General features: G+C 71.1%; 16 protein-coding genes and 1 pseudogene. 9 read left to right on the forward strand and 8 right to left on the reverse strand.

Annotation, left to right across the window (positions count from 1 at the left end; all coding sequences use genetic code 11):
* Window positions 1-96: 96 nt before the first annotated feature.
* On the reverse strand, window positions 97-237 hold the full coding sequence (locus tag M3M27_RS00660; RefSeq protein ID WP_434026841.1) for a hypothetical protein: 141 nt from the start codon (window positions 235-237) through the stop codon (window positions 97-99).
* A gap of 574 nt (window positions 238-811) precedes the next feature.
* On the opposite strand from M3M27_RS00660, the gene M3M27_RS00665 reads away from it, so the two are divergent.
* From M3M27_RS00665 to M3M27_RS00695, 7 genes and pseudogenes are all read left to right on the forward strand, one after another.
* Entirely contained in the window at window positions 812-1,231 is a 420-nt protein-coding gene (locus tag M3M27_RS00665) for a DUF4431 domain-containing protein (RefSeq protein WP_434026842.1), read from the forward strand.
* A 138-nt stretch (window positions 1,232-1,369) separates the two neighbouring features.
* Window positions 1,370-2,008, forward strand: a complete 639-nt coding sequence (locus M3M27_RS00670; RefSeq protein WP_140724791.1) for a DUF6766 family protein — start codon at window positions 1,370-1,372, stop codon at window positions 2,006-2,008.
* 237 nt (window positions 2,009-2,245) lie between these two features.
* Window positions 2,246-3,457, forward strand: a pseudogene (locus tag M3M27_RS00675) (TonB-dependent receptor); the annotation flags it as partial.
* The gene (locus M3M27_RS00680) at window positions 3,432-4,439 is read left to right on the forward strand and encodes a TonB-dependent receptor (protein ID WP_434027926.1); all 1,008 of its coding nucleotides are present in this window, start codon (window positions 3,432-3,434) and stop codon (window positions 4,437-4,439) included. The pseudogene M3M27_RS00675 and the gene M3M27_RS00680, both read left to right, overlap by 26 nt.
* Window positions 4,440-4,458: 19 nt before the next feature.
* Window positions 4,459-4,737 (forward strand): hypothetical protein, encoded by a 279-nt coding sequence (locus M3M27_RS00685; RefSeq protein ID WP_434026843.1) that lies wholly within the window; start codon window positions 4,459-4,461, stop codon window positions 4,735-4,737.
* On the forward strand, window positions 4,727-4,999 hold the full coding sequence (locus tag M3M27_RS00690) for a hypothetical protein (RefSeq protein WP_140724800.1): 273 nt from the start codon (window positions 4,727-4,729) through the stop codon (window positions 4,997-4,999). The genes M3M27_RS00685 and M3M27_RS00690 overlap by 11 nt, the downstream gene beginning before the upstream one ends.
* A complete protein-coding gene (locus M3M27_RS00695) occupies window positions 4,996-6,546 on the forward strand; it encodes a PepSY-associated TM helix domain-containing protein (RefSeq protein ID WP_434026844.1) in 1,551 nt (516 codons plus the stop codon). Before M3M27_RS00690 ends, M3M27_RS00695 begins: the two co-directional genes overlap by 4 nt.
* A gap of 206 nt (window positions 6,547-6,752) precedes the next feature.
* Here the strand turns inward: M3M27_RS00695 and M3M27_RS00700 are convergent, their stop codons facing one another.
* From M3M27_RS00700 to M3M27_RS00710, 3 genes are all read right to left on the reverse strand, one after another.
* Window positions 6,753-7,214: a hypothetical protein gene (locus M3M27_RS00700; protein ID WP_434026845.1), complete on the reverse strand. Its 462-nt coding sequence runs from the start codon at window positions 7,212-7,214 to the stop codon at window positions 6,753-6,755.
* Between the two features lie 106 nt (window positions 7,215-7,320).
* Window positions 7,321-8,352 (reverse strand): aldo/keto reductase, encoded by a 1,032-nt coding sequence (locus M3M27_RS00705; RefSeq protein ID WP_434026846.1) that lies wholly within the window; start codon window positions 8,350-8,352, stop codon window positions 7,321-7,323.
* Between the two features lie 64 nt (window positions 8,353-8,416).
* Window positions 8,417-9,628, reverse strand: coding sequence for an MFS transporter (locus M3M27_RS00710; protein ID WP_140724813.1), 1,212 nt, complete (start codon window positions 9,626-9,628; stop codon window positions 8,417-8,419).
* Window positions 9,629-9,797: 169 nt separating this feature from the next.
* Here M3M27_RS00710 and M3M27_RS00715 point away from each other — a divergent pair, with 169 nt between their 5' ends.
* Entirely contained in the window at window positions 9,798-10,721 is a 924-nt protein-coding gene (locus M3M27_RS00715) for a LysR family transcriptional regulator (RefSeq protein ID WP_140724816.1), read from the forward strand.
* A 32-nt stretch (window positions 10,722-10,753) separates the two neighbouring features.
* Window positions 10,754-12,580: a DUF885 domain-containing protein gene (locus tag M3M27_RS00720; protein WP_434026847.1), complete on the forward strand. Its 1,827-nt coding sequence runs from the start codon at window positions 10,754-10,756 to the stop codon at window positions 12,578-12,580.
* A gap of 532 nt (window positions 12,581-13,112) precedes the next feature.
* Here the strand turns inward: M3M27_RS00720 and M3M27_RS00725 are convergent.
* The 4 genes from M3M27_RS00725 to M3M27_RS00740 are packed head-to-tail and all read right to left on the reverse strand — an operon-like array spanning window position 13,113 to window position 19,024.
* Window positions 13,113-15,461: a glycoside hydrolase family 95 protein gene (locus M3M27_RS00725; RefSeq protein WP_434026848.1), complete on the reverse strand. Its 2,349-nt coding sequence runs from the start codon at window positions 15,459-15,461 to the stop codon at window positions 13,113-13,115.
* A 10-nt stretch (window positions 15,462-15,471) separates the two neighbouring features.
* Complete coding sequence (locus tag M3M27_RS00730; protein ID WP_434026849.1) at window positions 15,472-16,329, reverse strand: rhamnogalacturonan acetylesterase; 858 nt, start codon at window positions 16,327-16,329, stop codon at window positions 15,472-15,474.
* A gap of 14 nt (window positions 16,330-16,343) precedes the next feature.
* Window positions 16,344-17,969: a carboxylesterase/lipase family protein gene (locus tag M3M27_RS00735; RefSeq protein ID WP_434026850.1), complete on the reverse strand. Its 1,626-nt coding sequence runs from the start codon at window positions 17,967-17,969 to the stop codon at window positions 16,344-16,346.
* Window positions 17,966-19,024 carry an alpha/beta hydrolase gene (locus M3M27_RS00740; RefSeq protein WP_434026851.1) on the reverse strand — a complete coding sequence of 353 codons (1,059 nt, stop codon included), beginning with the start codon at window positions 19,022-19,024 and terminating at the stop codon, window positions 17,966-17,968. The genes M3M27_RS00735 and M3M27_RS00740 overlap by 4 nt, the downstream gene beginning before the upstream one ends.
* Window positions 19,025-19,070 lie beyond the last annotated feature (46 nt).

The following is a 19,070-nucleotide window of genomic DNA, read 5'->3' on the forward strand; positions in this document are numbered from 1 at the left end:
TCCCTACCGTCATCCCCGCGAAGGCGGGGATCCAGGGACTTTTCTACCGTCATTCCCGCGAAGGCGGGAGGGGCTTTTCAGCAGCCGAACGGCTGATCATCCAGGGACGTTGCTTTTGCTTTTGGGGCCTTTGGCAATAAAGGCCGAAGCTTTCGCCTTCGGCGAGTTACCTTTCTTTGCTTGTGCAAAGAAAAGTAACCCAAAGAAGCGCTTCACAGCAGCCGAATGGCTGATCAAGCACACCCCGCCTTCGCGCCCGCAGCTTTGCTGCGGGTCCGCGGAGCCGGCGGGATTTTTCGACGGGGCTCGTCCGCTACGCGGCCGAGTCCGGGGCATTCGCCGCGCGGCGAATGCCCGCCCGCCGGGGCGAAGCGGTGCTTCGCCTTTTTCCGGCGAGCCCTGCCCCGGCGAAAAACGACGTGCTCGTCCGCTACGCGGCCGAGTCCGGGGCATTCGCCGCGCGACGAATGCCCGCCCGCCGGGGCGAAGCAGTGCTTCGCCTTTTTCCGGCGAGCCCATGCACGTCGCCCTTCGGGTGTTTCCCATCGCCTCCGCCGCTTCGGAGGGGCCCGCGCCGCAGTGACATTCGTGGGCCGTGGAGGTTGGCGCGCCGCCGCGCGAAGAGGCGTTACCCGATCCAAAGCAAGATCGCGAGCAACAGCAACAGCAACAGCAACAGCAACAGCAACAGCACTGCAACCTGCGCGCTCCATGGCTCCCACAGGAACCGTTTAACCCTGAAACAGAGCCGCCACATATTCGGCGCACCAAGGAGCTAAGCTTGCGCGGCCCGACCTGCCCGAGTCCTCCGATGAAAGCGCCGCTCCTGCCGTTGTTGCTCGCCGTCGCCACGCTGGCCATCTCGACCCCGGCCCTGGCGCGTTCCTGCCTGCCCTATGGGCCGCTCAAGGTCACGCTGTCCGGCACCCTGGAGCGCAAGACCTTCCCCGGTGCGCCGGATTTCGAGGACGTGAAGCAGGGCGACCAGCCGGAGACCGGCTACTACCTGCGCCTGCCGTCCGCGATGTGCGTGGCGGCGTCGGCGAAGACGCAGCAGCAGGCGCACGACGGCGTGGGCGAGCTGCAGTTGGTGCTCGACCAGGCGCAGTACGCGCACCTGGCCGGCGAGATCGGCCAGACGGTGCGGCTGACCGGCACGCTGCTCGAGGCCTCCACCGGGCACCACCACGCGCCGGTGCTGCTGAAGGTGGACGCCATCGACGGCGATTGATGCGGGCGACGCTCACGGCGTCTTGTCCTGCGGCGGGCTAGTGTCCGTCCCACGTTGCGTCGTCCGCGCGGTACGGACGGCGACGAGGATGCTTGGCGGGCGGCGCATGCGCGTCGCCCGCGGCAGGAGGACATCGCCATGTGGAAACGAAACGGCCTGTCGCTGGTGCTGCTGGCCCTCACCATTCTCTTCATCGCCGGCCAGGCGCTGGCCGGCCTGCAGGTCTACAACGACGAGCGCATCGAGCATGGGCTGCCGGTGGTGACGCTGCTGGCCTACCTGCATTCGCCGCATTTCGTCTCGGCCATGTTCGAGAACTGGGAAAGCGAGTTCCTGCAGATGGGCATGTACGTGCTGCTGGCGGTGAAGCTGCGCCAGGCCGGATCGGCCGAGTCGCGGCCGCTCGATCCGGCGCAGGAGCAGAACCGCGTCGATCCCGGCCCGGCGCCGTGGCCGGTGCGCAAGGGCGGCCTCTGGCTCTGGCTGTACGGCAACTCGCTGGCGATCGCGTTCGGGTTGCTGTTCGCGATGAGCTTCGTGCTGCACCTGTGCGGCAGCTGGCGCCACGAGCTGGAGGAGCGCGCGCTGAAGGGCGAGTCGCCGGTCAGCCTCTGGTACCACCTGTCCGGCAGCGAATTCTGGTTCGAGTCGTTCCAGAACTGGCAGAGCGAATTCCTCGCGGTGCTGTCGCTGGTGGTGCTGACGATCTGGTTGCGCCAGAAGGACTCGCCGCAGTCCAAGCCGGTCGCCGCGCCGCACAGCCAGACCGGCGACTAGCGCGCCTGCCGCGCCCGCTGGCCGGAGCGGGCGCGGTCTGCTAGATTGCGCCGCTTGAACGCTGCCCGGGGAGGGCAGCTGCACGGGCACAGCCGCCGCCATGCCTCTTCGTTCCGATGCCACGGAGAGATTCGCATGCGCGCCACCCCCACGGTGCTCGCCGCCACCATCGCCGGACTGCTGGCGGCCGCCCCCTCGCGCGCGGCCGATGTCGCCGCGCCGCCGGCCGATGCGGCCATGCTCGACCGCGTCGTCGTCACCGGCGAGAAGAACGCCCGCTCGCTGCAGGACACCGCCAGCAGCGTGGCGGTGACCACCTCCGCGCGGATCGAGCAGGAGACCCTGCGCAACCTCGCCGACGTGATCGGGCGCACCGCCAACGTCTCCCCGATGTACGGCGCGCGCGGCTTCACCCTGCGCGGCATCGCCGACGAGGCCGGCGCCGCCAATCCGCTGGCCACCACCTACCTGGACGGCGCCGCGCTGCCCAGCCAGGTCAGCGATGCCGGCCCCACCGACCTGTGGGACATCGCCCAGGTGGAGGTGTTCCGCGGCCCGCAGTCCACGATCCAGGGCGAGAACGCGCTGGCCGGCGCGATCGTCATCCGCACCGAGGACCCGACCTTCGACTGGAGCGGCCGCGCCCGCGCGCTGCTCTCCGATCCCTCCGACCGCCGCCTGGCCTTCGCCGGCGGTGGCCCGCTGGTGGACGACGAACTCGCCTTCCGGGTGGCGGTGGAGGACCGCGACTTCGAAGGCTACGTGCGCAACGCCACCCGCAACGCGCGCGAGGACGCGCTGGACTCGACCATGGCGCGCGCCAAGCTGCTGTGGACGCCCAAGGCCCTGCCCGGCCTGACCGCGCGCCTGGGCTATACCCGCGACGACCGGCAGGGCCCGTACATGTACGTGTACAGCCGCCTGGACCTGCCCGATCCCCTGCACGACCCGGTCAACCTGTCCGACGATCCCAACACCACCGACGCGCTGTCGCAGGTCGCCAACCTCGAGGTGGACTACGACTTCGGCGGGCCGTGGTCGCTGTCGTCGGTGACCTCGTGGACCGACACCGAGGCGAGGCGCCACTTCGACGGCGACCTCACCGCCGAGAACCGCGACTACGGCGATGTCGAGGAGCGCTACCGCTCGCGTTCGCAGGAACTGCGCCTGCGCTATGCCGGCCCGCGCCTGAAGGGCCTGGTCGGCGTGTACGGCTCGCGCCGCGACATGGCGCGGCGCCAGCTCAGCCGCGCCAACATCGATACCCCCGTGGGCACCATCGCCGGCGTGCTGCAGGGTGCCGGTTTCCCGGCCGCCGCCGCCGCGCAGCTGGCCGGGCGCTACGCGCAGGCGCTGCCGGCGATCCCGGTGGACTACCTCAGCGACTCGCCCAGCCGCTCGGACAACCTGGCCTTCTTCACCGATGGCGAATACGCGCTCGGCGGGCGCCTGGCGCTGCTGGCGGGGTTCCGCTACGACCGCCAGGAATACACCTTCTCCAGCGACACGCTGGCGACCTTCGTCGGCACGCTGCCCGATCCGGCCGCGTTCGGCGCGCCGGGCACGGCGCTGTACCGGGCCGCGGCCGGCATCAACCAGGCGGTGCTCGGGCTGGTGGCTCGGGCTGGTGGCGCAGGCCAGCGGCGGGCATACCCCGTCGAGCAGCCGCGATTTCCAGGCGTTCCTGCCCAAGGCGGGCCTGCGCTGGTCGTGGGACGCGAACCGCTCGCTGGCGCTGACCGTGCAGCGCGGCTACCGCTCCGGCGGTTCCAGCTTCAACGTCGCGCGCAGCCAAGTGTTCGCGTTCGACCCGGAATACACCTGGAACTACGAGCTGGCCCTGCGCACGCAATGGCTGGACGACCGGCTCACCTTCAACGCCAACGCCTACTACATCGACTGGAAGGACAAGCAGGCGCTGGCGCGCTTCGGCCTGAACGGCTACGACTACCACACCGTCAACGCCGGCCGCGCGCACCTGTACGGCTTCGAGGTCGAGAGCGCCTGGCGCGCCAGCGAACGCTTCGACGCCTATGCCTCGCTGGGCTTCTCGCGCACGCGCTACGACGAGTTCGTGCTGCCCGACGGCGCGTCGCTGGACACCGACTACAGCGGCAGCGAGTTCGTCTACGCCCCGCGCTGGACCGTGGCGGCGGGCGCCAACTGGCGCTGGGGCGAGGGCTGGCTGGCCAACCTCAACGCCAACTGGCGCGACCGGGTGCGCACCGACGTCGGCGACGATGCCCCGGTGCTGTCCTCGCGCCTGCTGGTCAACGCCCGGTTCGGCTACGAGAACCTGGACTGGAGCGCCTACCTGTTCGCCAGCAACCTGTTCGACCGCGGCTATGTCCAGTACCGCTGGGGCAGCGAGCCCAACGGCATCGTCGGCGCGCCGCGCGTGGTCGGGATCGGTTTTGATTATCGTTGGTGAGCCTGCCGGAGCCGCACGCATGACCCTTCTCTATCTCCTGTCCTCGCTGGCCTCGGCGCTGGCGTTCTACCTGGCCACCGCGCACCAGCAACTGCGCCCGGGCTGGCGCGCGCATGCACGCGCGCTGCGCGGCCTGGGCTGGCTGCTGGCCGCCTTGGCGCTGGCCGCGGCGATCGCCGCGCTCGGGACCTGGGCCGGCGTGTTCTCCGTGCTGACCGCCTTCATGCTCGGCGCGGTGCTGCTGCCCTATCTCGATGCGTGGCGCCGCGTGCGCCGGGAGCGTGGCCATGCCGGGTAAATGGTCCGCTGCGATCCTGCTCGGCCTGCCGCTGTCCACCGGGTTGGTCGGCCTGATCGTCCTGCTGTGGCCGGGGCCGCTGCAGGTGCATACGTTGCCGTGGCTGCTGCTGTCGTTCCCGGCATGGATCGGCGCGATGGCGCTGGCGTTCGCCTGCCGCAGCGGCGCGCGCGCCTGGGCATGGCTCGGCGGTGCGACGCTGCTGTGCTACGCCGCGTTGTATGCGGTCAAGGCGCTGGGCTGGACGGAGCTGGGCGCATGAAGGCCGCGACGCTGCGCAGCTTCCTGTCGCTGCATACCTGGGCCGGCCTGCTCGCCGGCATGGCGCTGTTCATCGCGTTCTACGCCGGCGCGATCACCGTGTTCACCCACGAGCTGGGCGATTGGCAGCGCCGGCCCGCGGCGACCGTGCCGGCGCAACCGCCGGAACGATCCGCGCAGGCCCTGCTCGACGGCGTGCTGGCCCGGCATCCGGCGCTGGCCGAGTTGTTCTCGCTGATCCTGGCCGGCGAGCACGGCCCGGTGCCGCGGCTCTACGCGTTCGGCCCGGCGGCGGAGAACGCGTTCGGCGGGGTCGTGATGTTCGAGCCGGGAGCCGATGGCGGGGTGGAACGGCGGCCCTGGCGGGTCGGCTTCGTCGATTTCCTCTACGACCTGCATTTCACCGCAGGCCTGCCGCGCACGTTCGGCACCTACCTGTTCGGCGTGGTCTGCATCCTCTATGGATTGGCGCTGGTCAGCGGCGTGGTGATCTACGCGCCGGCGTTCCTGAAGGACCTGTTCGCGCTGCGGCTGGGGCGCAACGTCAAGCGGCTGTGGCAGGACGCGCACAACGTGATCGGCATGCTGTCGCTGCCGTTCCACGTGGTCTTCGCGTGGTCCGGCGCGGTGCTGTGCCTGGGCGTGCTGCTGCTGGCGCCGTTCCAGTACCTGGTGTTCGGCGGCAAGCTGATGCAGGTGCTGGAAGCGGATTTCGAGCTGACCCCGCACGTCGAGCCCGCCCGCGTGAAGGCGCCGGCGTTGCCGGTCGCCGAGCTGCTGCGGCGCGCGCGCGAGGCCAGCCCCGGCCTGGTGCCCGAGAGCCTGTCGTTCCACGATGCCGGCGATGCCAACGCGCGCGTGGAGGTGTACGGGCACAACGAGCAGCGCCGGCTCAACACGCTCGGCGGCGTGGCGATGGAAGCGGCCACGGGCAAGGTGCTGAACGTGCTCGAGCCGCGCACGATGTCGCCGGGCGTGGCGTCGTTGCGCGGCCTGCAGGCCTTGCACTTCGGCAATTTCGGCCATGCGCCGCTGCAATGGCTGTACTTCCTGCTCGGGCTCGGCGGCGCGTTCCTGTTCTACAGCGGCAACCTGCTGTGGGTGGAAGCGCGGCGCAAGCGCCGCCAGCCGGAGCAGCCGGCGCGCACGCACGCGATGGCGCGGCTGACCGTGGGCGTATGCCTGGGGTGCGTGGCGGGCGTGTCGGCGCTGTTCGTGTCGGCGCGTCTGTTGCCGCCGGGGCAGGAGAAGCTGGTCTATTACGCGGTGTTCCTGGGCAGCTTGGCGTGGGCGTTGCTGCGGCCGACGGCGCGCGGCGCCTATGAGTTGTTGCTGCTGTGCGCGCTGGCGACGGCGCTGGTGCCGGTGGCGGGGCTGTTCGGTGCGAATGGCTGGGTCATGCCATGGAACGACATGGTCGTCCTGGCGGTGGACGCGTGCGCGCTGGTCCTGGCCTGGGCGTACTGGGCGATGGCGCGGGCGAGTCTGCGGCGTGCTCGTGGAGGTGATCCCAATAGCGTCTGGGCGTTGCCGGTACGACTTGAGTAAGCGGGCCTTCTTCCAAACCCTGAGAGCGGCCGTTGTGGGAGCGGCTTCAGCCGCGATGGGGCCTTGCCGGTAATCGATAGGGAATAGGACCTTTGTGGGAGGGGAGCGCCTCGGCAAAGCCCCATCGCGGCTGAAGCCGCTCCCGCAAAGGCCGCGGCCAAGCTTGCACGAGACAACGGACGCAGCCTCATCCGAGGGACGAAAGATCAGATCCCGGTGGCGCTCAGGGCCTTCAGGCGTTGCGCGCGTTCGGCGTAATCGACGAATTCGCCTTCGATCGGGTCGTACCAGTGGATCCTGCCGTTGCGGCCGACCCTGAAGCGGTCGCGTACCGGGGTGGTCTGCGAGTCGCCAGGGCAGCCCTCGCCGTGGCGTTCGCGTACGGCGATGTCGAAGCTCCGGTCGCCGTCGCCATCGCCGCTCTCGAGCACGTAGGCGTTGCATGCGTCCGGGTACACCTTGTCGCGTTCCAGGCGTGCGGTCAGCCGTTGCAAGGCCTGTTCGGCGTCGCGTACGTGCGCTTCGTGCAGGGGAGCCTGCGGCGCGCTGACCAGCGGCCGCGCCGGCGGGTCGGGGGATGGCGCGACGGGCGGCGCGGCGGGCTGCGGCTTGCAGGCCGACAGCGCCAGCAGCAGGGCCGGCAAGGCGCCGCGATGGATCGGTTTCATGGGGGGGCCCCTCAATCTACGGCAAGCCGCCGGCCTGTGCCGGCGGCAAAACTCCGGCGGCCAGGCCGCCGGAAGGCGCATTGTAGGGGGTGCCCGCGGGGGCCGGTCAGACCGGCACGGGGCTGCGTTCGGCGAACTGGCCGCGCCAGTACGGGTAATACGGATAAGGCGGCTCCACCGCGCTGGCGGCGTCCAGCCGTGCGACCTGGTCGGGGCTCAGCGACCAGCCCACCGCGCCGAGGTTGTCGCGCAACTGCGCTTCGTCGCGCGCGCCGATCAGCACCGTGCTCACGGTCGGGCGCTGCAGCAGCCAGTTGATCGCCACCTGGGGGATGCTGCGGCCGGTCTCGGCGGCGATCGCGTCGAGCACGTCGACGATGCCGAACAGGCGTTCGTCGTCGATCGCCGGGCCGATCGACGCGGTCGCGTGCAACCGGCTGCGCTCGGGCAGCGGCTGGCCGCGGCGCAGCTTGCCGGTCAGCCGGCCCCAGCCGAGCGGACTCCACACCACCGCGCCGACGCCCTGGTCTAGGCCGAGCGGCATCAGCTCCCACTCGTAGTCGCGCCCGGCCAGCGAGTAATAGGCCTGGTTGGCGACGAAGCGCGACCAGCCATGGATATCGGCCAGCGACAGCGCCTTCATCAGCTGCCAGCCGGCGTAGTTGGACGCGCCCAGGTAGCGCACCTTGCCGGCGCGCACCAGGCCGTCGAGCGTGGACAGGGTTTCCTCCAGCGGCGTCATCGCGTCGAAGGCATGCAACTGCAGCAGGTCGATGTAGTCGGTGCGCAGGCGCTTGAGCGAGGCATCCACCGCGCGCAGCAGGCGCAAGCGGGAGGCGCCGGCATCGTTGGGGCCCTCGCCCAGGCGCATGCCGGTCTTGGTCGAGATCAGCACCTGCTCGCGACGGCCCTGCAGCGCCGCGCCGAGGATTTCCTCGGAGGCGCCGTCGGAGTACACGTCGGCGGTGTCGAACAGGTTCAGGCCGGCCTCCAGGCACAGGTCGATCATGCGCCGGGCCTGCTCGACGCCGGTATCGCCCCAGGCGGAGAACAGCGGTCCCTTGCCGCCAAAAGTGCCGGCGCCGAAGCCGAGCACAGGAACCTTGAGGCCGGAACGGCCGAGCAAACGGGTTTCCATCGGGATTTCCTTGGGTGAAATCAGCAGAAGAGTCGGCAGAAGAGAACGACGGGCGATCGACCGATCAACCCGCCTCGTTGCATTCGATGGCGCGCGACACGGCCGTGCCGCGCTCCAGGCGGATCGCCCACCACGCCACCAGCAGCGCGGACGCGGGCACCAGCGCGCCGATCCACGGCAGCGGGGTCAGGCCGGCACCGTGCGCGATCACCGCGCCGCCGAGCCAGGCGCCGAAGGCGTTGCCCAGGTTGAACGCGCCGATGTTCAGGCTCGACGCCAGACTCTGCGCGCCTTCGGCCTTCTGCAGCACCCACAGCTGCAGCGGCGACACCGTGGCGAACGCGGCGGCGCCGAGCAGGCCGGTGAACAGCACCATCGCCCACTGGCTGTGCAGCACGAATCCCATCAGGCCCATCACCAGCGCCAGTCCGGACAGGGTGCCGAGCAGCGCCGGCCGCAGGCTGCGGTCGGCCAGGCGCCCGCCGAGCAGGTTGCCGACGATCATGCCGACGCCGAACACCAGCAGGATCGGCGACACCGCCGCGTCGGCGAAGCCGGCGACCTCGGTCAGCAGCGGCTGGATATAGGTGTAGACGGTGAACATGCCGCCGAAGCCGAGCACGGTCATCAGCAGGCCCAGCAGCACCTGCGGCCGCAGTACCGTGGCGACCTCGCGGCGCAGCGACGACGGCGCGTGCGTGGCGCGGTCGTGCGGCACCAGCGTCGCGATCACCACGGTGGCGACCGCGCCGATCGCGGCCACGGCCCAGAACGTGGAGCGCCAGCCGAACTGCAGGCCCAGCCAGGCGCCGGCCGGTACGCCGAGAAGGGTAGCCACGGTCAGCCCCGTGAACATGATCGAGATCGCCGAGGCCTTGCGGTCCTCGTCCACCAGCGAGGTGGCGACCACCGCGCCGACGCCGAAGAAGGTGCCGTGCGCGAGCGAGGTGAGCACGCGCGCGGCCATCAGCAGCGGATAGCTCGGCGCCAGCGCGCAGGCCAGGTTGCCGAGCGTGAACACCACCATCAGCGCCACCAGCACCGCCTTGCGCGGCAGCCGGCCGGTGGCCGCGGTGAGCAGCGGCGCGCCGACGAACACGCCCAGCGCATAGCCGGAGATCAGCAGCCCGGCGCTGGCGATGGACACGTGCAGGTCGGCGGCGACCTGCATCAGCAGGCCCATGATGACGAACTCGGTGGTGCCGATGCCGAAGGCGCCCGCGGTCAGGGCGTACACGGCCAGCGGCATGCGGTTGCGTGAGGCGGGAATGTCCATGGAAGGGTCCTTGAACTCGAACAGGGGGAAGCCGCGCCGCTCCCGGCGGGCGCCCGGGGCGGCGACGGGATGCGAACCGGAGGATCGGGAAGGGACACAGCCTGCGCCCAGGGTTTATTCGCAAAAACCCCTGGTATCCTGAAATACCTTCAACATTCCGTTGAAAATCATGGACCGGATCGGCGATATCGCCCTGTTCCTGCGCGTGCTCGACCTCGGCTCGATCAGCGCCGCCGCACGCAGCCTGGACCTGTCGGTGGCGGTGGCCAGCCAGCGCCTGAAGCGGCTGGAGCGCGAACTGGGCGTGCGCCTGCTGCACCGGACCACGCGCCGCCTGCATCCCACCCCGGAGGGCCAGGCCCTGGCCGAGCGCGGGCGGGTGCTGGTGCAGGACCTGGAAGCGCTGGCCGAGGGCCTGCGCGAGAGCGCGCAAGGCGTGTCCGGCACGCTGCGGGTGACGATGTCGGCGTCGTTCGGCCAGCAGTACGTCTCGCCGCTGTTGCCGGAGTTCCAGGCGCTGCACCCGGGCGTGCGGATCAGCGCGCACCTGAGCGACGACCTGGTCGACCTGGTCAAGGAAGGCTTCGACCTGGCGATCCGGATCGGGCCGCTCGGCGATTCCGGGCTGGTCGCGCGCCGCATCGCCGAAAACCGCCGGGTGCTGTGCGCCTCGCCGGGCTATCTGCGCCGCCACGGCACCCCGCGCACGCCGGAGGAACTGGCCGGCCATGCCGGCGTGCTGCTGATGGGCCGCGACGGGCGCCAGGACGTGTGGACGCTGACCACGCCCGAGGGCGGCACGGTCAAGGTGCGCATGGAAAGCCGCTTCGAGAGCAACTTCGGCGAACTGCTGCGCGATGCGGTGCTGGCCGACCAGGGCATCGCGGTGCATTCGCTGTGGCACATCGCCGACGACCTGCGCGCCGGGCGGATGGCGGTGGTGCTGCCGGACTACCCGCCACCGACGACCCAGATCAACGCGCTGATGCCGGCGCGGCGCCTGCAGCCGCCGCGGGTGCGCAGCTTCGTCGAGTTCCTGATCCGGCACCTGGGCGATGCGCCCTGGGAGAAACCGGCCGTGACGGCCCGGTAAGATCGACCGGTTCCCTTCGACCGAGGAAGTCCATGCCCGCGCACGCCCTGTCCCGACCGCTCGTCCTCGGCCTCGCCCTGGCCACCGCGCTGCTCGCCGGCTGCGACCGCGCCGCATCGCGGCCGGACGCCCCGGCGCCGTCGGCCGCCGCGCCGGCCGCGTCGATCGACGCGTTCTTCGCCGAGTTCAGCGATGCGTGGATGCGCAGGCAGCCTTCGGCCGCGACCGCCAGCCGCTATTTCGACGGCGAGGAACAGGCGCGCCTGGACCGCCAGATCACGCCGATGACCGCCGCGTTCGAGCGCGAGAGCGTGGCGCTGGCGCGGCAGGGACTGGAGCGGCTCGGGCAGTTCGACCGCGGCGCGATGAGCGATACCCAGCGGGTATCGGCCGAGCTGATGGCCTGGCAGTTGCAGGCGATCGTCGACGGCGAGAAGTACATCGACCACGATTTCCCGCTGCAGCAGATGAACGGCGCCAACGTCCAGCTGCCCAACCTGATGACGGTGGTGCACCCGCTGGGCAGCGCGCGCGACGCGGACAACTACCTCGCGCGCCTGTCGCTGTTCCAGGCGCGGATGGGCGAGGCGGTGCAGCGCGCCGAGGACGGCGCCGCCAAGGGCATCCTGCCGCCGCGCTTCATCATCGACGAGACGATCGCGCAGATGCGCCAGTTCGTCTCGCCGCCGCCGGAGCGCAATCCGCTGGTGACGACGCTGGACACCAAGCTGCGATCGGCGCAGGGCGTCGATGCGGCGCAGCGTGCGGACTTCGTCGCGCAGGCCGCGAAGATCGTGGCCGGGCAGGTCTACCCGGCCTGGCGGCAGGCGATCGCGGTGCTGGAGCGGCAGCGCGGGCAGGCGAGCGACGACGCCGGCGCCTGGCGCCTGCCCGATGGCGAGGCCTATTACCGCTACCAGCTGCGCCGCTTCACCTCGACCGGCCTGGACCCGCGGCAGATCCACGAGATCGGCCTGCGCGAGGTGGCGCGCATCGAGGGCGAGATGGACCGCATCCTGCGCTCGATCGGGCGCGACCGGGGCAGCGTCAAGGAGCGCATCGCCCGGCTGGAGAAGGACCTGGCCTACCCGGACGACGATGCCGGCCGCAAGGCGATCATGGCCGACATCGACGGGATGATCGCCGACGCGCAGAAGCGCTCGGCGGCGCTGTTCGACATCGTGCCCAAGAGCGAGGTGATCGCGCGGCCGTACCCGGAATTCCGCTGGAAGAGCGCCGCCGCCAGCTATACCGCGCCGCCGCTGGACGGTTCGCGCCCGGGCGTGTTCCAGATGCCGCTGCGCCCCGAGCGCCTGACCCGCTTCGGCCTGCGCACGCTGACCTACCACGAGACGGTGCCCGGGCATCACTTCCAGATCGCGCTGTCGGTGGAGAACAAGGCGTTGCCGAAGTTCCGCCAGACCCGCGCGCTGGGCGGCATCTCCGCCTTCAGCGAGGGCTGGGCGCTGTATGCCGAACGCCTGGCGGCGGAGAACGGCTGGTACGAAGGCGATCCGGCCGGCCTGCTCGGCCAGCTGGATGCGGAGCTGTTCCGCGCGCGGAGGTTGGTGGTCGATACGGGGCTGCACGCGATGAAGTGGACGCGCCAGCAGGCGATCGACTACGGCATCGAGCGTTCCGAGGTGGATCGTTACGTGGTGTTCCCGGGGCAGGCGACCTCGTACAAGATCGGGCAGCTGGAGATCATCCGCTTGCGCGACAAGGCGCGCGCGGCGCTGGGGGATCGGTTCGATCCGCGCCAGTTCCACAACCGGGTGTTGTTGACCGGGGTGGTGCCGTTGCCGTTGTTGGAGCGGGAGGTGGATGCGTGGGTGGCGGAGGTTAAGGGGACGGGGTGATGCAGTGCCCGGGGCGAAGACCCGGCAGCTTTGACGTTATCTGCCCGGCCCATGCAATCTCACTGTCCTGCGGAATCTCTCTATCGTCATTCCCGCGAACGCGGGAGGCGCTTTTCAGCAGCCGAATGGCTGATCATCCAGGGACGTTGCTTTTGCTTCTTCTGTCTGGGGTAGCGGCAAAAGCTTTCGCCTTGCGGCGAGTTACCTTTCTTTGCTTGTGCAAAGAAAGGTAACCCAAAGAAAGCACACCCCGCCTTCGCGCCCGCAGCTTTGCTGCGGGTCCGCGGAGCCAATGGGATTTTCGGACGCGGCATCCTGCCGCGGCCGAAAACGGCGCACATCCTTGTGCGCCGCCCTTCGGGTTTTTCCCATTGTCTCCGCCGCTTCGGAGGGGCCCCGGTAAGTCAAAGTCAAAAGCTCAAAGCAAAATCACGAGCAACAGCAACAGCCAGTGTTTTGGCTTTGTGGGAGGGACTTCAGTCCCGACGGCTTTACCGTCGCCGCTCAGTACCAGCGCAGTGCCAGTAACCCCCTAACCCTCGCGCACCAACCTCGCTCCATCCCAGCGCAGCGCAATCGTCTGCCCTGCCCGCAACGTCCATTCGCTGGTGGTATCGGCATGGTCGAGCCGGTAGCGGCCGCCTTTGGCGCTGGTCAAGCGCACATGGCCGAGTTTGCCGGTGCGCCAGCGCAGGTCGAGGGTGGCGGTGTTGCGTGCGCGCAGGCCGCGGACTTCGCCGTCGGGCCAAGCCTTCGGCAGCGCCGGCAGCAGGAAGATCGTGCCGCCCCAGCTCTGCAGCAGCATTTCGGTGATGCCGGCGGTGCCGCCGAAGTTGCCGTCGATCTGGAAAGGCGGGTGCGCGTCGAACAGGTTGGGATAGGTCCGCGCCGGGGCCAGCAGCATGCGCAGGATCTTGTGCGCGTGCTCGCCGTCGCGCAGGCGTGCCCACAGGTTCAGGCGCCAGCCGATGCCCCAGCCGGTGGCATCGTCGCCACGCAGTTCCAGCGAGCGGCGGGCCGCGGCGGCCAGCTCGGGCGTGTCGCGCACGTTGATCTGGCTGGACGGATGCAACGCGTAGAGGTGCGAGACGTGGCGATGGTGCGGTTCGGGCGCCTGCATGTCCCAGTCCTCGCGCCATTCCTGCAACTGCCCGGCTTGGCCGATGCGGTCCGGCGCCAGCCGCGCGCGCAGGGTCGCCAGCCTGGCCGCGAAACCGTCATCCTGCCCGAGCCGCCGCGCCGCCTCGATGCACTGCCCGAACAGGTCGCGCAGCAACTGCGAATCCATCGCCGGGCCCGCGCACAGGGTGGAGCCATGCGGGTGCGGGTTCTCCGGCGACATCGACGGATTGGTGACCAGCTCGCCGGTGCGCGGATCCTCCACCAGCACCGCGGCGTAGAACTCGGCCGCGCCGCGGAACAACGGGTATACGCGGCGCAGGTAATCCAGGTCGCGGCCGTAGTCCCAGTGGTCCCACAGCGGTTGCAGCAGCCAGGCGCCGCCCATCGGCCAGATGCCGAAGCGCGCGGCGTCCACCGGGCTGGCCTGGCGCCACAGGTCGGTGTTGTGGTGGACCACCCAGCCCGGTGCGCCGTACATGCGCTGCGCCGTGCGCCGGCCGGTCTCGGCGAGGTCGCGCACCATCGCTTCCAGCGGCTCGACGCACTCGGCCAGCGCGGTCGCCTGCGCCGGCCAGTAGTTCATCTCGGCATTGATGTTGAGCGTCCATTTGCTCGACCACGGCGGGTCCTGCAGGTCGTTCCAGATGCCTTGCAGGTTGGCCGGCTGCGTGCCCGGTCGCGAGCTGGCGATCAGCAGGTAGCGACCGAACTGGAAGTACAGCGCCGCCAGCGCCGGATCGTCGGTTCCCTCCGCGCCGGCCACGCGCGCATCGGTGGCGCGCCGGTGCGCGTCGTGGCCGCCCAGGTCGAGCGAGACCCGCCGGAACAGCGGCTGGTAATCGTCCAGGTGCGCGCGCAGCAGCTGTTCGTACGAGCGGCCGCGGACCGCATCCAGGCGCTCGCGCGTGATCGCCTGAGGGTCGCCGGACACGTCGTCGTAGCGGCGATAGCTGGTGGCTGCGCTGGCGATCAGCACCAGTTCGTCGCAACCGTCGAAACGCAGGCGCCCGTCCTCGGCGGCGATCCGTCCACCCTGGGCCAGCAGCCGCACGCGCAGGCAGGTGCGCAGGCCGCCCGGGATGCCGGAGCGCTCGCCGTTGCGGCCGTCCATGCGCAGCTCGCCGCCTTCGGACGCCACCTCGTGCGGCAGTTCGCTGGCGGCCGAGAGCCAGCCGTCGATGCGGCCGGGCCGGTCGCAGCGCAGCCGCATCACCAGGCACTGGTCGGGCGCCGAGATGAAGCTTTCCCGGGTGTGCGTGGCGTCGCCGGCGCGGTAGCGCGTGCGCACCAGGGCCCGGTCCAGGTCGAGCTCGCGCCGGTAGCCGGAAATGCCGCCCTGGCCGTCGAGGTCCAGCCACAGGTCGCCCAGCGCCTGGAACGGCATTTGCCCCGCCGGTTGCGACATCATCGTGCGATCGGCGAGCGCCTCGGCCTCGGCGTAGCGCCCTGCGAAGACCAGTTCGCGGATCCGCGGCAACGCGTCCAGCGCGCCGGCCGGATTGGCGTCGTAGGGCTGGCCGGCGAACAGCGTGTCCTCGTTCAACTGCAGCCGTTCGCGCGCGGTGCCGCCCCACACCATCGCGCCGAAGCGGCCGTTGCCCAAAGGCAGCGCATCCACCCATTGCCGCGCCGGTTGTCGGTACCACAGCGTGAGCGCATCGTCCGCGGCGACCGTGTCCTGCGCCTTGGCGAGGGCCGGCAACTGCGCCAGCAGCGCGGCGGCCGCACCGGACTTGAGGAACCCGCGTCGCGTGGTCATCGGCATCGTCTCAGGGAATCAGCATGCGGCGCATCTGCGGCACGTTGCGCGCGAGCTCGTCGGCGACGAGCGCGGCGAACAACGCGGCACCCTCCGGGCCGAGGTGAGTGTAGTCGAAGGCGCGCTTGGGCTGGCCCATCGGCTCGGCGGCGGCGTTGTCCTGCCGGGGCGCGGCGGAGGCAGGGGCGTTGGGCGCCGCCGCGGCGACGGTGGTGCCCGCCTGCGCGGCGCTCACCTGCTCGGGTGTCGCCGGGGCCTGCGCCAGCCGCATCGCCAGCACCGGGCCCATGCCTTGCACCAGGGCCTGGCTGCGCGCGTGCAGGTCGATGAGCGGCACTTGCATCTGCGCGGCGACCCGGCGCACCGCCTCGGCCCAGGGGCCGAGGTCGTCGATCAGGCGGCCGTCGCGGAACTGGCGCCGGGTCAGCGGCGTCACCAGTACCGGGATCGCGCCGGCGGCGCGGGTGTCCTCGACGTAGCGGCGCAGGTTGGCGGGGAATTCGCCGGCCAGGTCGGTCGAGCGCCCGGGCTTGCCGGGCTGGTCGTTGTGGCCGAACTGGATCAGCACCCAGGTGCGCTCGTAGCCGCCGCTGCGCATCTCGTGCAGGGCGATGTCCCAGGACCCCTCGGCGCGGTAGTTGTAGGTGCTGCGCCCGCCGCGCGCGAGATTGACGCAGGCCAGGAACGAGGAGACGTGGTCGGCGCAGAACGCCGGCCCCCAGCCGCCCTGCACCGCGGTGGTGGAGTCGCCGACCAGGATCACCTTGCTGGCGTGGATCGGCGCCACCGGCGGCCGCATCGCGTCCTCGGCGGCGTGCGCGCCGGAGACGGCGCAGAGCAGGGGCAAGGCCGGGATGAACTTCCGCATCGGGTCTCTCCGGGTCAGAACGTACCGCGCTGCACGAACGGCACCTGCGCATAGAGCCGGCGTTCGCCGCCGCGCGGGTCGTCCTGCAAGCAGCTGTCGCTGTCGAACACCATCGTCTCGCGCCGTGACAGCGAATAGGGCTTCCATGCCGGCAGGCCGGCGTGGTTCGGGTCGCCGCGGCGGGCGAAGGCGAGCAAGGCGTCGCTCATCGCGGCGGCCATCCGGCGCGCGTCGGCGTCGTCGCCGGTGCGCGCGCCGGCCGCGGCGGTGTTGTCGAACACCAGCGGGATGTCCAGGGTGTGGAAGGCGCGCAGGCGCGCGTCGGCGCCGCCGCGCGCGTACCAGTCCAGCTGGTAGGCCCAGGTCGGCGCGCCCTGGCGCGCGCGCGCCTCCAGTTCCTCGACCGCGCCGCGCCAGGAGCGCCCGGCGGTGGTGGCGGCGAAGAACACCTCCGAGGGCGTGTAGTGCGGATACAGCCGGCGGTATTCCGCGACCACCACCTGCGGCGGCAGGTCGACGTACTGCTGCGCCTGCAGTTTCGCCGGCAGGTCGTCCCAGCCCAGCGCGAAGTTCTCCTCGTCGTTGCCGAGGAAGGCGCGGGTCTCGTCGCGGGTGTTGCCGATCACCATCGGGATCGCGCGCGACTGCTCCGGCGCCTCCGGCCAGAACGGATGCGCCGGCAACGCGCGCGCATCGAGCACCGGGCCGAGATAGAGCGAGGTGCTCTCGGCGCGCGACGGATCGCGGACCTGCGCCGCCTTCAGCAGGTCCGCGACCGGCAGCGTGCGCAACCTGGCGACCTGGTCCGGCGCGATCTTCAGCGCCTCCAGCACCAGCTGCGCGCGTTGCGTGGCCGCGCGCGGGCCGGCCGCGGTGACCTGCTGCCCGCTCATCGTCCAGGCGCGGTGGAACAGGCCCCTGGCCGCCGGCATCGCCATCAGCGTGGCGATCTTGGCGCCGCCGCCGGACTGGCCGAACAGGGTGACGTTGCCGGCGTCGCCGCCGAACTCGGCCGCGTGTTCGCGCACCCACTGCAACGCGGCGACCAGGTCGAGCTGGCCGGCGTTGCCCGAGTCGGCGAAGCTCGCGTCGCCCAGCTGCGCCAGGTACAGGTAGCCGAACAGGTTGAGCCGGTGGTTGACCGTCACCACCACCACGTCGCCGCGCCGGCACAGGTTGCCGCCGTCGTAGAGCGGGTCGCTGCCGGAACCGTTGTTGTAGGCGCCGCCGTGGATGTAGACCAGGATCGGGCGCCGGCCGCCGTCGCGCAGGCCCGGCGTCCATACGTTGAGGAACAGGCAGTCCTCGCTGGTGGCTTCGCCGCCGGCCTTCGGCTGCGGCGCGGCGGGCCCGTAGGCGGTGGCGTCGCGCACGCCCTGCCACGGCGCTTCCGGGCGCGGCGGCTGGAAGCGGTAGGCGGCGGTGTCCGCGCCGTACGGGATGCCCTTGAACACGTGCACGCCGCGTTCGCTGTAGCCGCGGATGCGGCCGCCGCGCACGCGGGCGAGCGGCGCGGTCGACCCGGCGGCGGCGAACGCGCCGGGCGCGAGCGCGCCCAGGCCCAGCGCCAGCCCGCCCAGCGCGGTGCCGCGCAGGAATCCGCGGCGGGTGGTGTCGTGCGATGTCGTGTCGTGGCTCATTTCGCCGTTTCCTCTTGGAGGCTGTCGATCCAGGCCAGCGCCAGCCGCGGCCAGGCCGCGGTGGTCAGGCCGGCGGTGCCGCGCGTGCCGAAACCGTGGCCGCCGCGCGGGAACAGGTGCATTTCCGCCGGCACCCCGGCGCGGCGCAGCGCGTCGTAGAACAGCAGGCTGTTCTCCACCGGCACGACGGCGTCGTCCTGCGCGTGCACCAGGAAGGTGGGCGGCGTGCGCGCGTCGACCCGGTTCTGCAGCGAGTAGCGCCGCACCGTTCCGGCGTCGGGCGCGTCGCCGAGCAGGTGCCGGCGCGAACCGGGATGGGCGATGGGTGCGGAGGCTTCGCATTCGCCCGCCGCGGCGGCGCAGCGCGATGCCTGGCCCATGTCGATCACCGGATAGACCAGCAGCTGGAAGTCCGGGCGCGCGCTCAGGCGATCGGCGGCGTCCTGCACCGGGTAGCTGCGTTCGTCGAAGCGGGTGCCGAGGCTGGCGGCGACATGCCCGCCGGCGGAGAAGCCCATCACGCCGACCCGGTGCGGATCGATGCCGAACGCGGCGGCGCGGGCGCGGATCAGCCGGATCGCGCGCTGCGCGTCCGCCAACGGCACGTCGCGGCCCTGCGGGTGGCCCTCGCCCGGCAGCCGGTAGCGCAGCACGAACAGGGTGATCCCGCCGGCCTCGGCGAACGCCGGCACCAGCGCCGAACCTTCCTTGTCGAGCACGATGCGCTGGTAGCCGCCGCCGGGCGCGACCAGCAGCGCGGTGCCGTTCGGCCGCGCCGGTCGGTACACCACCAGGTAGGGCCGCGCGACGCCTTCGATATAGCGGTCGGGCAAGGCCGGATCGGCGCTGCGCTCGAGGATGCGCTGCGGCATCGCCAACGGCGCATCGCCCGGCGCGAGCCCGCCCGGCCACAGCTCGATCCGGCTGGCCGCCTCGGCGGCGGTGTCCGCCGAGACCGCCGGTTGCGCCAGGGCCGGCCAGGCCGGCGCGAAGAACAGCAAGGCCAAGGCCAGGCGCCCGGCCGGACGGCGCCCTCGCGTGCTGCTGGCGTGCATCTACAACCCCTCCCAAGGTCCCCGCGGCACGGCGCCAGGGCGCTTT

Origin of the sequence: Xanthomonas boreopolis (genome assembly GCF_046529185.1) — a bacterium.
Taxonomy (GTDB): Bacteria; Pseudomonadota; Gammaproteobacteria; order Xanthomonadales; family Xanthomonadaceae; genus Pseudomonas_S; species Pseudomonas_S boreopolis.

What these genes read in the sequence shown, in the direction of transcription:
- M3M27_RS00665 (WP_434026842.1), top strand. Translation starts at nt 812, where the DNA reads ATGAAAGCGCCGCTCCTGCCGTTGTTGCTCGCCGTCGCCACGCTGGCC.
- M3M27_RS00670 (WP_140724791.1), top strand. Translation starts at nt 1,370, where the DNA reads ATGTGGAAACGAAACGGCCTGTCGCTGGTGCTGCTGGCCCTCACCATT.
- M3M27_RS00680 (WP_434027926.1), top strand. Translation starts at nt 3,432, where the DNA reads ATGGCGAATACGCGCTCGGCGGGCGCCTGGCGCTGCTGGCGGGGTTCC.
- M3M27_RS00685 (WP_434026843.1), top strand. Translation starts at nt 4,459, where the DNA reads ATGACCCTTCTCTATCTCCTGTCCTCGCTGGCCTCGGCGCTGGCGTTC.
- M3M27_RS00690 (WP_140724800.1), top strand. Translation starts at nt 4,727, where the DNA reads ATGCCGGGTAAATGGTCCGCTGCGATCCTGCTCGGCCTGCCGCTGTCC.
- M3M27_RS00695 (WP_434026844.1), top strand. Translation starts at nt 4,996, where the DNA reads ATGAAGGCCGCGACGCTGCGCAGCTTCCTGTCGCTGCATACCTGGGCC.
- M3M27_RS00700 (WP_434026845.1), bottom strand. Translation starts at nt 7,214, where the DNA reads ATGAAACCGATCCATCGCGGCGCCTTGCCGGCCCTGCTGCTGGCGCTG.
- M3M27_RS00705 (WP_434026846.1), bottom strand. Translation starts at nt 8,352, where the DNA reads ATGGAAACCCGTTTGCTCGGCCGTTCCGGCCTCAAGGTTCCTGTGCTC.
- M3M27_RS00710 (WP_140724813.1), bottom strand. Translation starts at nt 9,628, where the DNA reads ATGGACATTCCCGCCTCACGCAACCGCATGCCGCTGGCCGTGTACGCC.
- M3M27_RS00715 (WP_140724816.1), top strand. Translation starts at nt 9,798, where the DNA reads ATGGACCGGATCGGCGATATCGCCCTGTTCCTGCGCGTGCTCGACCTC.
- M3M27_RS00720 (WP_434026847.1), top strand. Translation starts at nt 10,754, where the DNA reads ATGCCCGCGCACGCCCTGTCCCGACCGCTCGTCCTCGGCCTCGCCCTG.
- M3M27_RS00725 (WP_434026848.1), bottom strand. Translation starts at nt 15,461, where the DNA reads ATGACCACGCGACGCGGGTTCCTCAAGTCCGGTGCGGCCGCCGCGCTG.
- M3M27_RS00730 (WP_434026849.1), bottom strand. Translation starts at nt 16,329, where the DNA reads ATGCGGAAGTTCATCCCGGCCTTGCCCCTGCTCTGCGCCGTCTCCGGC.
- M3M27_RS00735 (WP_434026850.1), bottom strand. Translation starts at nt 17,969, where the DNA reads ATGAGCCACGACACGACATCGCACGACACCACCCGCCGCGGATTCCTG.
- M3M27_RS00740 (WP_434026851.1), bottom strand. Translation starts at nt 19,024, where the DNA reads ATGCACGCCAGCAGCACGCGAGGGCGCCGTCCGGCCGGGCGCCTGGCC.